This is a genomic window from Pseudomaricurvus sp. HS19 (assembly GCF_009857815.1).
Classification (GTDB): domain Bacteria; phylum Pseudomonadota; class Gammaproteobacteria; order Pseudomonadales; family Cellvibrionaceae; genus Pseudomaricurvus.
Genome location: NZ_WVVW01000001.1, coordinates 1,228,982 through 1,242,366 on the forward strand (window position 1 = coordinate 1,228,982; position 13,385 = coordinate 1,242,366).

General features: G+C 57.0%; 12 protein-coding genes. 2 read left to right on the forward strand and 10 right to left on the reverse strand.

Annotation, left to right across the window (positions count from 1 at the left end):
• Positions 1-113: 113 nt before the first annotated feature.
• Entirely contained in the window at positions 114-1,391 is a 1,278-nt protein-coding gene (locus GSF27_RS05500) for a sugar MFS transporter (RefSeq protein WP_160966468.1), read from the forward strand.
• A gap of 47 nt (positions 1,392-1,438) precedes the next feature.
• Here the strand turns inward: GSF27_RS05500 and GSF27_RS05505 are convergent, their stop codons facing one another.
• From GSF27_RS05505 to GSF27_RS05530, 6 genes are all read right to left on the reverse strand, one after another.
• Positions 1,439-2,869, reverse strand: coding sequence for a hypothetical protein (locus GSF27_RS05505; protein ID WP_160966470.1), 1,431 nt, complete (start codon positions 2,867-2,869; stop codon positions 1,439-1,441).
• Complete coding sequence (locus tag GSF27_RS05510) at positions 2,856-4,544, reverse strand: hypothetical protein (RefSeq protein WP_160966472.1); 1,689 nt, start codon at positions 4,542-4,544, stop codon at positions 2,856-2,858. The genes GSF27_RS05505 and GSF27_RS05510 overlap by 14 nt, the downstream gene beginning before the upstream one ends.
• Before the next feature lie 44 nt (positions 4,545-4,588).
• Positions 4,589-5,104 carry a DUF1579 family protein gene (locus tag GSF27_RS05515; protein WP_160966474.1) on the reverse strand — a complete coding sequence of 172 codons (516 nt, stop codon included), beginning with the start codon at positions 5,102-5,104 and terminating at the stop codon, positions 4,589-4,591.
• A gap of 41 nt (positions 5,105-5,145) precedes the next feature.
• Positions 5,146-6,006 (reverse strand): DUF4231 domain-containing protein, encoded by an 861-nt coding sequence (locus tag GSF27_RS05520; protein WP_160966476.1) that lies wholly within the window; start codon positions 6,004-6,006, stop codon positions 5,146-5,148.
• Between the two features lie 301 nt (positions 6,007-6,307).
• The gene (gene fghA / locus GSF27_RS05525; RefSeq protein ID WP_160966478.1) at positions 6,308-7,147 is read right to left on the reverse strand and encodes an S-formylglutathione hydrolase; all 840 of its coding nucleotides are present in this window, start codon (positions 7,145-7,147) and stop codon (positions 6,308-6,310) included.
• Positions 7,148-7,181: 34 nt separating this feature from the next.
• Positions 7,182-8,294 carry an S-(hydroxymethyl)glutathione dehydrogenase/class III alcohol dehydrogenase gene (locus tag GSF27_RS05530; protein ID WP_370462579.1) on the reverse strand — a complete coding sequence of 371 codons (1,113 nt, stop codon included), beginning with the start codon at positions 8,292-8,294 and terminating at the stop codon, positions 7,182-7,184.
• A gap of 142 nt (positions 8,295-8,436) precedes the next feature.
• On the opposite strand from GSF27_RS05530, the gene GSF27_RS05535 reads away from it, so the two are divergent.
• Positions 8,437-9,312, forward strand: coding sequence for a LysR substrate-binding domain-containing protein (locus GSF27_RS05535; protein WP_160966482.1), 876 nt, complete (start codon positions 8,437-8,439; stop codon positions 9,310-9,312).
• A gap of 52 nt (positions 9,313-9,364) precedes the next feature.
• Here GSF27_RS05535 and GSF27_RS05540 read toward each other — a convergent pair whose 3' ends face one another.
• The 4 genes from GSF27_RS05540 to GSF27_RS05555 form a co-directional block, all read right to left on the reverse strand.
• Positions 9,365-10,627 (reverse strand): cytochrome P450, encoded by a 1,263-nt coding sequence (locus GSF27_RS05540; RefSeq protein ID WP_160966484.1) that lies wholly within the window; start codon positions 10,625-10,627, stop codon positions 9,365-9,367.
• A gap of 471 nt (positions 10,628-11,098) precedes the next feature.
• Complete coding sequence (locus GSF27_RS05545; protein WP_160966486.1) at positions 11,099-11,746, reverse strand: TetR/AcrR family transcriptional regulator; 648 nt, start codon at positions 11,744-11,746, stop codon at positions 11,099-11,101.
• 188 nt (positions 11,747-11,934) lie between these two features.
• On the reverse strand, positions 11,935-12,534 hold the full coding sequence (locus tag GSF27_RS05550; protein WP_160966488.1) for a carboxymuconolactone decarboxylase family protein: 600 nt from the start codon (positions 12,532-12,534) through the stop codon (positions 11,935-11,937).
• 24 nt (positions 12,535-12,558) lie between these two features.
• On the reverse strand, positions 12,559-13,293 hold the full coding sequence (locus GSF27_RS05555; RefSeq protein WP_160966490.1) for an SDR family NAD(P)-dependent oxidoreductase: 735 nt from the start codon (positions 13,291-13,293) through the stop codon (positions 12,559-12,561).
• Between the last annotated feature and the right edge of the window lie 92 nt (positions 13,294-13,385).

Consider the following 13,385-nt stretch of genomic DNA (forward strand, 5'->3'; position numbering starts at 1 on the left):
ATGGACGGGAGGCACCACTTCTATATAATTGACAGCGCTGTCGGAATGGCGGAATTTGCCGCCCAGCCAACTACTACAATAAAAGCCTAACCACCGGAATTGAATTACACATCATGCAATCGCCTTCCCCCACCCACGCTGCAGCACCGGCTGCGACCGGCAGCTACCGCCTGCCACTGATCATACTGACCAGCCTGTTCTTTATGTGGGGTTTTATAACCGCGCTGAACGATATCCTGATCCCTCACCTGAAGAGCGTCTTTGACCTGAATTACACCCAGGCCATCCTTGTACAGTTTTGCTTCTTCGGTGCCTATTTTCTGGTGTCGCTGCCTGCAGGCGCCCTGGTGGGACGCATCGGCTACCAGAAAGGATTGGTGCTGGGCCTGCTGACCGCGGCAGTGGGCTGCCTGCTGTTTTTGCCAGCAGCGAGCCTGCGGCTCTATCCACTGTTTCTCGGGGCCCTGTTCGTGCTCGCCAGTGGCGTCACCCTGCTACAGGTATCGGCTAACCCATACGTTACAGCGCTCGGCCCAGCCAGCAGCGCGTCCGGCCGCCTGACCCTGACACAGGCCTTCAATTCCCTGGGTACAACGGTCGCACCGCTGATCGGTGCGGCGTTGATTTTCAGTGCCGTACCCGAGCTGCCCGATGCAACTGCCGGCGCCCTGAGCGCCGCCGACAAACTGGCAGAGGCGGACTCGGTCAAACTCCCCTACCTGATTCTTGCAGCAATGCTGGGCACACTGGCGCTGCTGTTTGCGGTTATGAAGCTGCCCGCGCTGCACACTCCGGATGACCATCAGCAGGCGAGTTTCTCCGCCGTGTTGCGCTACCGGCACCTGGTACTCGGCGCGCTGGCGATTTTCACCTACGTCGGTGCCGAGGTATCCATCGGCAGCTTCATGATCAGCTTTATCAAAGAGCTGGGGCTGCAGGACATCACCGAGCATGAAGCGGCCCGCTATGTGGCCTGGTACTGGGGCGGCGCCATGGTGGGACGCTTTGTGGGGGTATGGCTCATGATGCGGGTGGATGCCCGCTACCTGCTGGCGGCCAATGCCAGCTGTGCAGTCCTGCTGGTGCTGTTTGCCTGTTTCTATAAGGGCAACGCCGCTGCCATCAGCCTGCTGGCCGTGGGACTGTGCAACTCCATCATGTTCCCCACTATTTTCAGTCTCGCCCTGAAAGACCTGGGGGCACTGACCAGCCGCGGCTCCGGGCTGCTCTGCTGCGCCATCGTAGGTGGCGCACTGATTCCACTGCTGCAGGGCATGATTGCCGACTGGCAAGGCCTGCAGATCTCCTTCCTGCTGGCGGCTGCCTGTTATGTGTATATCGCCTACTACGGATTGGAAGGATCAAAAGTGCGTAGCCCCCCAGTACAGTAACCGCACAGTAACCGCTACGGCATTGGAGGGCTCTCAGGCCGGTGGTGTCACAACACCGCCGCAGGAGCCCCTCCCTCGCCATCGGGGTTCTGCCCTGCCGGCCCCTCGGCGAGAACCGCCAATAACTTCTGCCTCAACTCACCCGCTTGCCATAAGCCGCTGCCGCTGTAGACCATTAACTGTGGCTGCTCCACGCCCGTACCCAGAGTCGCCTCCAGGGCTTGCCGCGCCTGTTGCACCTGACGCTCATCGACCAGAAACGCCACCCGGTGTATCACCGCCGCATCCCGCAGCAGGTGGAGCTCCCACTGCATATTGATGCTGATATCCGTGAGGTCCATGACGACAGCGTCGCACTCTGCCAGCAGTCTTGTGACACAGGCCTGCCAACCGGCATCCACTGTGGCGACCGGGAACAATTTGTCGCGGCTCACCGCCCAGTTGAGGTTGCGCAGCACGCGGCGCTGCATCGCCCTCACCAGTGCCGCCAGATGACGGGGCGCCACAATCTTGCGCTGGCGAAAGGTGAGAAAGGTGAGCTGGCCGTAAAGCAGCGGTATTCGCTGCAACGCTGAGATGCGGATGTTGGCATCCGCCAGCGTGTAACAGTGCCCCAGGGCAATCACCTCCTCGCGCAAAACCCGTCGCAACGACGCACTCACACCACGGCGATTGAAAGGCCGCAACACCAGAAACTTCAAAGGCTGCTTCCAGCGCAGCGCCAGTGGCAGGCTGATGGGCAAGGTGACCAGAAAAGGGATAAGGAAGGCAGACAGATACGCGAGGATCATCCCCAGGCCCACCAACCCTATTGTCAGCAGCGACACCAGAATCCAGATCAGGGCAACCACAGAATTTTCCGCTGCTGCCGCCTCCTGCAGCCCGAACACGGCATACCCTCGCCCAACAATCCACAACCAGCCGACAGCAACGACAAACAGCAACCAGGCAACAAGCCCGGAGCCCACCACCAAGTTACCGCAGATTCGTCCCAGCCGTTGACGCCGGGCCGGATCAGCCTCTGCGGCCAGGCGCGGTCGTCCACGACCGTCTGCTATTGCCACCTGCTCCCAAGTGAGGGGCGTCCCATGGTTACTGCGTACTTCGGCCAATTCCCGCAGGTTCTCGCTGGCGTACAGAACCGCACCGATTAACAACAGCAGTAAGGATGCGCCTACCTGCAAAAGCGAGCCCTGCCCGGCACCATCGTTCGACAATTCCATAACACTGTACCCCAGTGCCATTAGCCCCAACACCGTTGTCAGCGCCGACACGATCCAGCGAGGCCAGCGTCGGCCCTGGTAGACCAACCACACAGTCATAGTCGCGATACCCAGCACCAGGAGGCCTTCGACTTCACCGCCAGCGGCGATGGCTAATAGCGCCAGCAGTCCGAAGGCTCCGCCAACCACCATCAGGCTGGGCAGACAGCGGCGTTGCAGTTGACGCCACGAAGGCAAGGGCTTACCGGATTCCATGCTGCAAAGCCTCACTCTGCGCCGGCGTTGCGTGTGTGGTGCAACAAAGTCGGGAAACCAGTTTTCGAATCGCGGCATCGCCATGGCGAAATTCAAAACGAGGGAAGTCATCACTCTTTAAGGATGCATTGCAGCCATCGGCTGGCACGGCCGCCAGCGCCTGCTGCAAGGTTCGGTTCAGATAATCGCGGTCGGTGCTGCTGTCCACCAGTAACAGACACTGCTCTGCCGGCACATGCGCCGCGATAAAATTCAGCTCTTCGCGGCAACCGGCAGCGGCGTCGGAAAAGCCCCGCAGATCCATCAACACCATTTCACCAGACCGCAACAAACTGGGCAGCGCCGATTGCCATGTATCCTGATAACAAAACAGGGTATTGATACGAAAACGGCCATCGGGATCGGGAAGCCGGTCCATGGCTTGTACCGCCTCCAGCAGGGACTGGCGGTTACTGACGAATTTCTGCCCCAGTCGCCTGCCGAGAAACGCGAGGAACTGATCCGGCCGCACCGTGCGGGTCGCCACATCGGGCCCCACAATCAACTGGATACTGCCAATGCTGCGCCAGTAGCCGGCAACGGCCTCCAGCAGCCGCAGGCTGCGGCGCCCGAGGGCGAACACGCGCAGGAAACACAGGTTCCGGGGTATCTGTCGTTGCAACAGTAAGCGACGCAACACCCACAGCATCAGTTTATAAATCCCGAACGCCAGCGGCAGACACAGCAGCCACACCAGGCCACCCAACACCAGCCACAAGGTATACATGGAGAGGAAGATCAGGTAGGCCGCGTCCAGGTAGAGCGACCGATCACTGACACGCTGGCGACGATGTGCGGCCGTCAGCAAACAGGTCAGCTGCCACCCCGCCACCAATAACAGCAGCACTACCAGCACCAACCCCAACGCCGCCAGCTCGACCATGCCAACACCGGAGGCGATGGAAAAACGTTCCAGCGCCAACAGCACCGGTCGGGTGATCAACAGGTTGGTGGCAAACCAGAAGCCGCTGATCAATAGACTGACCATGGCCAGCACCAGTCCGGCAATGGAACGCACCAACGGCAAAAAGCATAAACCGCAGAGCAGTGTTGGCAGGGCGTTCACGCTGATCCACAACCCCATCATGGCCTGTGGCGTTACCCCGGAGCGGTCCTCCAGCAGTACACCGCCCGATACGTTTTGGATAGTGGCAGCCCACAGCGAGAGACCCACATAGATCAGAAAGTAAGCCGCCAGCAGTCCCGCGCCGTGAATTAGCGGACGCGGCACCAGCAGCAGGCAAATGGCTACAGCCGGCCAACTGTAAACGGCAACACCAATGACAAAGCCCGCCACCCCCAACTGTGTCTGGAACACCGACTGGGCCACCAGTGAGAGCGGCAGTGCTGCCACCAATATAGCAACTACATAGATGAGCGCATCCCGCCGGGGAGCGCCCAACGCCCGGCGCAAATGGTCGCTGCGGGAAAACTCCCCGGCAATCACCGCGGGCGGGGGGGCAATTTCCATCCCGCCCGATGCGGCTTCCCCTGCGCGGTGATGCATGGACCGGGTGACCGCCAACCGGTAGCGCCATAAAAGCAGCAGGGATACCAGTGCCGTGATCGGCAAGGACGCAATCATCACCAACAGCAGGGAAATTGAGAGCAGTTGTGGAGTGACTTGCTCAATCATGGTGATCGCCGCTCAGCAAGCGTCATGGCGCAGGAGCCCGAACCTCATGGCGGCAGCCGCTCTGCGGTCCAGGAGAGTTCATTGAGCACCCGCCCCTTCCAGTCCTTTACCACCATAAAACAGCGGCGTAGGTCGCGGGTCGGAAACTCACACTCGGAGATATAGGAGATATCCAGCTGCGGAGGATTCTTCCACTGCATCACCCGCCGCCGCGCATCCCAGGTAGCGGGCGGGAGCCAGGTGTAGGCCCCCGAAGAAGAGAAAATCCAGAAGGGGTAGCCCCGCGCCTTCGGGTCATAGGTGCCGAACACAATGTCCATCGTGCCATCCGGCTTGCGGCTGGTTTCACCGCGGATGTAGTTGCCATCCAATACCCGGGTATAGGTTTCCGTGTAGGTAATCTTCTGGCGCTGCGGCCTGACCTGGTCGGTTTTTACCACCCAGCTGCCAACAAACAATTGCAGGGGATCCTCTTCCGCCTGTGCCTGCGGTACATGCAATGACAGGCCGACAGCCAAACCGAGCAGAAGCGTTGCCCTCAAGAGTGGTAGTGTTTGCATCACAACCTCCTGCAGTCGCAGCGCATTCGATGCGGGCGCGATCACTGCTCCCCGGCTGCGCCTTTAGCGTTTTGCAGCACCCAGTGCCCCCGTTCTGCACTGATAATGTTTTCGCAGTTCTCCACCAACAGTTCGAACCGCTTGCCCTGCCCGCGGTAAATGCCAGCCTTGGCCAGGTACTGGGCAAGATGAGAGCGCAAGTCCTCGCAGGTGGCACGATACTTCACCCAATTTTCCTGGCACTTGAACAAGCCCAGCAAGCTGACAATGACCGCCGAACCACCACCCAGCAGAGCCACCGCTGTAGTTGCATCGCCCAGATACTGCGCAGCCCAGCCGTTGCCGATATCGTTGCCGCTCAGCACGGGCACCAGCGCGGCAAAGATAATGGCCAGGGACTGCCACACCAGGAAATTGGCCCGGCTTAACTTCGCCTTGCGGTTGTACCAGCTGATCTGGTCCGGCAGGCGCCCGTTGAGGTACGCGCGCCGCGTGTCAGGCTGTGGCTCATCCGGCTCCATCGGCTCATACATTTTCAGGAACCGGTATCGGCCCACGGCATAGGCAGCCCCGCCCATCTGCCGGTCGTAAACCAGATAATCCCCCACGCCATAATCCGAAGCGCCCTCAAGGGTGGGAAGGCTTCCCGCCTGCTCCGCCTCCTCGGCCCACACCTCGCCCACTTTTATAAAATGCCCCGGGCTGATCTCGCGGTAGCGATCCGCAAAGTAGTCGGCGGCAACGGTATAGACGTCGCCACCGTTATTCACCAGCCAATCACCGGCACGGCAAGTCTGGGCATCACCCCATTTACGGTATTGGAAACCATCAAAATCCAGTTGCAGCTGTACCGCTGTAATCGTGTACCCGGGTCGTTTGCAATAACGCTGTCGTGTCGACATAGAGCCATCTCCGCAACCGGATCAGGCCGGTCTGATAAAGGAGAGAGTCACGGGGGGAGCCGTAGTGGGGAATCGCGATTGAAGGATAAATGTCATCCATGACCACTTACGTGGGCCACGACTTGCCCCCGCTGTTCAGTAGAGTCTAATAGCCAGATCGGGAACCCGCCATTAAGCGGTCTGTTTAGCGGGAGCCGGTGCGGGGAGAAAGACCGTCAAAAAGCATATAGACAGGCAGCTGGAAGAATTGTGCGGACTACCCAACCCAGTCAGAACGGGGTAGTCCGCACGTTAGCCATGCTCAAAAATGGCTGGCAAGAAAACGCAGATGATCTTCGATAAAGGTGGCAATGAAGTAATAGCTGTGGTCATAACCTTCATGACGACGCAGCTCCAACGGGTAACCAGAAGCCTCTGCAGCCTCTTCCAGAGCCTCGGGTTTCAGTTGTTCCTTCAGGAAGCTGTCAGCCTCACCCTGATCTACCAGCGCCGGAATTTTTACGCCCGACGACCGCATCAGCACACTGGCGTCATACACCTGCCAGGTACTGCGATCACTGCCCAGGTAATTCCCCAACGCCTTCTGTCCCCAGGGGCAGTTGATGGGGCTGGAGATGGGACTGAAGGCGCTCATGGCCACATAGCGTTCCGGGTTCTTCATGGCAATGGTCAAGGCACCGTGACCACCCATGGAGTGGCCGGTGATCGCCCGTTGCTGCGACACCGGGAACACAGACTCCACCAGCGCAGGCAGCTCTTCGACGATGTAATCATACATCTGGTAGTGCTTGCGCCAGGGCTCCTGGGTGGCATTGACATAAAAGCCGGCACCCAGACCGAAGTCCCAGGCGCCTTCCGGGTCATCCGGCACACCTTCACCGCGGGGACTGGTGTCAGGGGCGACAATCGCCACCCCCAACTCCGCCGCGATGCGATGAGCACCGGCTTTCTGCATGAAGTTCTCATCGGTACAGGTCAGGCCGGACAACCAGTAGATCACCGGCACCTTGTTCTCCGCTGACGCCTGCGGCGGCAGGTAGATCGCAAAACGCATGGTGCAGTTGGTGGTGGCAGACACATGGGTGTACTGCTTGTGCCAACCACCAAAAGTCTTTGCCTGACTCACTATTTCAATCGTCATCTCATCCCCCTTCAATTTGGTTGGTGAACTGCGATCAGTAGTGAATGACCGAGCGAATACTCTTGCCTTCGTGCATCAGGTCAAAGGCGGTATTGATCTCGTCCAGCGGCATGGTGTGGGTAATGAAATCACTGAGGGCAAACTTGCCCGCCAGGTAATCTTCCACAATGCCTGGCAGCTGCGAACGACCCTTAACACCACCGAAGGCGGTACCGCGCCATACCCGGCCGGTAACCAGCTGGAACGGACGGGTGGAGATCTCCTGACCGGCACCGGCCACACCGATAATCACGGATTCGCCCCAGCCCTTGTGACAGCACTCCAGCGCAGAACGCATGACATTGACGTTACCGATACATTCGAAGGAGTAATCCACACCACCATCGGTCATCTCAACAATGACTTCCTGAATTGGCTTGTCGTAATCCTTCGGGTTAACGCAATCGGTGGCACCCAGCTTTTTCGCCAGCTCGAATTTGCTCTCGTTAAGATCGATGGCGATGATGCGACCGGCCTTGGCCATGGTGGCACCAATCACGGCGGACAAACCGATACCGCCCAGGCCGAAGATGGCAACCGTTGCGCCCTCTTCCACTTTGGCGGTGTTCAGTACCGCGCCCATACCGGTGGTAACGCCGCAACCCAGCAGGCACACCTCTTCCAGTGGCGCCGCCTTGTTCACCTTGGCCAGGGAGATTTCCGGCAGTACGGTGTACTCGGAGAAGGTGGAGCAACCCATGTAGTGGTAGATAGGCTGGCCGTCCTTGTAGAAACGGGTGGTGCCATCGGGCATCAGGCCCTTGCCCTGGGTCTCACGTACCCGGGAGCAGAGGTTGGTTTTGCCGGATTTACAGAACTTACACTCGCCACACTCGGCGGTGTACAGCGGGATCACATGATCACCAACCGCCAGGGAGGTCACACCCTCACCCACCGACTCCACGATGCCGCCACCCTCATGACCCAGGATCGCCGGGAACACGCCTTCCGGATCATCACCGGACAGGGTGAAGGCATCGGTATGGCAAACACCGGTGGCGACGATACGCACACGCACTTCACCGGCCTTTGGGGGATGAACTTCCACCTCTTCGATGGACAGGGGCTCACCCGCTTTCCAGGCTACCGCTGCCTGACACTTAATAATTTCGGCCATAGGAACATCCTCCACATGCTTGGTTAACGTTAATACCCGGCCATTCTAATTGTTTCAATTAGGCGTATAATCTACCAAAACCGAAAAACACTATTACCATACAGTAACAATAGCCCGCCAATAACGGAGAATCATGGTCAAGCTGGATGGCATCATTGAATTTATAGCAGTGGCGGAGACAGGAAGCTTCACTGCAGCTGCCCGGCGCCTGAAACTCTCCACAGCCCAGGTCAGCCGTATGATCTCGGCGCTGGAGAAGCGCCTGTCACTGACCCTGTTCTACCGCACCACCCGGCGGGTATCCCTGACCGATGAGGGCAACACCTACTACCACCACTGCAAACAGGCGCTGGAAGGTCTGGAACTGGCGGAACAGGCATTGGGGCAGCTGCATGTGGTGCCGCAGGGAAAAATCAAAGTCACCGCCCCCCACACCTTTGGCGAACTGCAAATCGCCCCGCTGCTGAACGACTTCGTGGTGGCCTACCCGGATATTGAACTGGAGTACGAACTCACCAACAAACAGCTGGATCTGATCGAAGGAGGATACGACCTCGCCATCCGTGTGGGACAGCTGGAAGACAGCAGCCTGATCGCCAAACGGCTGGGCTCCCGGCGGCTGTTCGTCTGTGCCTCGCCGGAGTACCTGGCCATACATGGCACACCCCACTCGCTGTCGGAACTGAAACACCACAACTGCATTCTTGGCACCCTGGAATACTGGCGCTTCGAGGAGAACGGGCTGGAACGGAATATCCGTGTGAGTGGCAATTTGCGCTGCAACAGCGGACCGGCACTGCTGGATGCAGCCATGAAAGGCATCGGGTTGGTACAGCTGCCTGACTACTACCTTGCCGATGCCATCAGCGAGGGTAAGCTGGTAACCTTGCTGGAGAAATCCCAATCCGCCCAGGAAGGGATCTGGGCGGTGTACCCCAGCCGCAACCTGTCGTTTCGCGTGCGGACGCTGCTGGAGTTTCTGTTGGAAAAGATGGCTGCTGCCCCGTAAGCAAGTCACACCGACGGATGAACGCTCCCCCCTCCTCCAGCTGCCTGTGTTTTCAGGCCTTTTTAAACTTCAAATGCACTGCACACAACGCACGCTGGGTGTAATTGGCCTCGTATTCATAGTGCCGATTGCCAACCGGACCATGAAACTCCTCATCAATATCAATCAGTGAGGTGTGTTTGAAAATATGTTCCAGCGCAATCTTGGCTTCGGTCCGGGCAAGGGGCGCTCCCATGCACATATGAATACCCTGACCAAATGCCATTTGCGGCTGCAGGTTTTTCCGATCCAGGCGGAACTCGTTAGGAGATTCAAACCGACGGGGATCGCGTCGCATGGCACTTTGCATCAGCATGATAGTGGTACCCGGTTCCACTTCCAGATCACCCACTTTGGCACGTCTCTTTGCCAGTCGGAAATGCGCTTTTGTAGGTCCATCCAGCCTCAGGACCTCCTCAATGAAGTTGGAAAAAAGTTGGGGATTGTCACGCAGGTAAGCCTGGAGTTTGTGGTCTTCACCCAGGGTCTTCAGCATTGCCACCAATAGTCGAACCGTTGTGTCCTGCCCTGCTCCAAACAGTGTCGCCGCATGACCGGTTATCTCGACGATGTCCGGCAGCTCACCACCCGGATATCTGGCATTGGCGAGCTCCGTCATAATGTCGTTTTTGGGTTCACGACGACGTTCATCAATGTACTTGAAGAAGTGCATTCCGATTTCCATCATCGGATTATTCTCCAGCGGTACATCCCCGCCTATTTGGCCCGGCAACGGACCAAGCAGACTGCAGAACAACTCGTGATCCTCTTCCGGCACCCCTAACAGATCAGCAATGGTGAGTGTCGCCAGTGGATGACCAAACTGGGATACCGCTTCGAACTTGCCATCATCGATAAATTCGCTGATTTTTCGGTCGGCAGCCTGATGAATGAAATCCTCATTCTCTTTGAGACGTCTTGGGGTCAGCAGTCCGGTCAACAGCGCCCTGGACTTGGTATGGTCAGGTGGATCCTGGGTAACCAGCATGGAGCCAAACGCCATTTCTCCCCGGCATTTTGCAATCTGGTCAGTGATATCTTCACCTTCGGGCTTAAACGGCAGGGGTGGCAATGGACCGGTAGCAGAGTTGATTGAGGAAAAGGTTTCATGATCACGCAAGACCTTCATTCCCTCTTCATAGCCAACTACTGCAACCACATTATGCTTCGGCAGGGGAACTACCGGGCCCTTTGCGCGCAAGTATTCAAAATAGGGGTAAGGATCTGCGACCAGGCCAAGTTCATTGAAGTAGTTGACCGTTTCAAAATCCATCATTTAGATTACCTCTGAGTGTTAATCCCAGCCTTTTGCCAATCATGCTGCTGAGCTTTTTATTTTCTATTGGGCACAGACTACTGCCCGCAATTACAGGAGTCAACGAAAATTAGTCCGCCCGGTCGAAAAAAGGGACCAAAAGGACTATCGTTTAAAAAAGCTATAGATTTGCAGTGCATGGGGAACACAATGCAATAAGACGCTGGGCCGGAACTTTAGCCAGGTTTGATTGGATGGGAGACGCAGAAATGCGTTTTTTAAGGGGTAACAGCACCCAAAATCTGGCTGCTGCCACAGAGATTTTTAAAGGGAGTTAATCGGTAACGCCATAACAATTGCAGCAATACCTGCGGGATACCCGGAACTGCTGTGGCCATTCAGGCAAGAGAACCCAGCGGGTAGAAAATGGCTCCACTGGGATGTTGAGAGGGTTCATTTGATGGTACAGAGGACGTCTGAGATCACAGCCTGCTATTCCAGTGTTGATGCCGCCCCTACTATCGGCTCAACTTCGTCATTCGCCTCACCGCTTGCCTCGAAATGCGATAGAGAACGCTCAACCAGGGCTTCCACTTCTTCATGACCACCATGTATGCCAAGGGTCGACTCCTGCACCAGTAGCCTGGCCAGGGCAGATGTCATGATCGACACCATTTGCGGGGACACTCGCGGCTTAATGCCTCTCTGTTCCAGGTAGCGGGCAATACCTTCGGTTTCAAGTTCACGCAACCTCTCAGAGTTTTTTGCCAGCTCGGCACGAATCATTTCGTTATGGTTGGCCAGCGCCAGAAACTCCAGGCCTATCTTGGCGAATTCGGGATTACTGATCAGATTCCACATTGCACGCAACGGTTGCGGGGAATCGATAGCCTCTTGAAGGCATTTCTTGTGGGCTTCCATAGAGCGGTGCAGCACTTCCATCAACAGCTCGTCCTGTGAGCCGAAGTAATAGAATACCGCTTGGTGCCTCATCCCGACTTCACTGGCGATGCGTCGCGCCGTGGCAGCAGCATACCCCTCTTCCCGCACAATCTTTTCCGCCGCAAGCAACAGAGTCTCGCGAACGTCAGGTCGTGGTACGTGGCGCTTTTTTCCGGTGCTTTTTGAGCTGGCAGTCATTTAACTCACCTGGTGCAATTCATTACAAACCGAACACTCCGTAGAGTATTCCGGTGATTATATACTGATGCACCGGTAATGTTGACGGGAACCCGCCAACAATCGCATTGCACCTCCTCCTGACCATGCTCCTCCCAGGTTCCGTGATCCCGGAAATCCTGGTGGCAGGTGCTACATTACCCGACCGCTCAGAACTCCGGCGCGCCGAATCTGGCCGCCAACACGAGCAGCTCGTCTTCGCGCTCTATGCCTATGCTATTTATAGCCAGTGACAACAAGACGTAGGTTCCCACGGTAAAGAGGAGGTCCATGAGCTGCTCTGTAGAGAGAAATGCCTTTAGGCCATCCCAGTGCCTGTTATCCAGACTACCCTCCTCCAACAGCTGATCGGTGGCCTTGATGATATACCGCTCCTGATCCGTCCAGTACTCTGATTCCGCCCCACGCTTAACCTGGGCGAACTCTTCACCGTCAAATCCCCGCAATAATGAAGTGCGCAGGTGACTCGACCACATGTATCGTGCATTTTTTAGCCAACACACACGTAATATGGCCACCTGCCGCAGTCGGACAGGCAGGGTGGACGACTTCAGCAGGTAATTATTGAAAGGCAGAAACGCCTTTGCCAGCTGCGGGTGTTGGCAGAAGGTATTAAGTACCGGGTTGTCGTCCACATTGATGCGGGCGGTACCAGCGAAGATATCAATGATTTCCCGGGCTTCTGCCGTCCGCTCATCAGCTCTGACCGGGCTAATACGGGCAACGGGATCTTTTTGCTGGCGATTCACGGACACAAGGATCTCCCTGCAGCGCTACTGGAGATAACGACCACCATTCACACTAAGGGTTTGGCCGGTAACGTAGCCTGCATCGTCAGATACCAGGTAGGCGCAGGCTGCCGCCACCTCTTCCGGTTTACCGGCACGCTTCATCGGAGTGTGCACCGCAAAGCCGTCCACATCTACCGGGGATGCGCGCAGCATTGGGGTATCCACAAAGCCCGGTGGGACGTGGTTTACCGTGATGCCTGAAGCCGCAAATTCGATGGCCAACGTTTTGGTCAACCCAACAATGCCGCCTTTGGTGGCACCATAGTGCGTCATACCGGTAGAGCCAGCCTGCGCCGACGACGACGAAATATTAACAATTCTCCCCCATCCGGCTGATAGCATATCCGGAATCACCTTTTGGGTGAGAATGAAGGGGCCCCTGAGGTTAATTCGTATCATCTGATCCAGTTTCTCAGCTTTCACATCGAGAAATTTGCAGAAGTCAGAGAGCGCAGCATTATTTACCAATACCGTAATCGCCCCCAGCTTTTCTCGGGTCAAGGCCAGCGATGCATCAATCTGTGATTCGTCGGAGGCATCCCCAATACAGGCAAGCCCTTCCCCACCACCCTTCCGGATCAGCTCAGCAGTCTCTTCGGCGCCCTGGGCATTGATATCCCAAACAGCGACTTTGATACCCTGCTCTGACAGTCTCAACGCGATTGCACGACCAATTCCACTGCCAGCGCCTGTCACTACTGCTACCTTGTCAACCATCACGACCCTTGCTCTCAATCTCAATTATTAATATTTCAGATTCAGCGCCGGGCAAGGCTGATACAGCAGAAAGACTTGCCCGGCATTGGTAA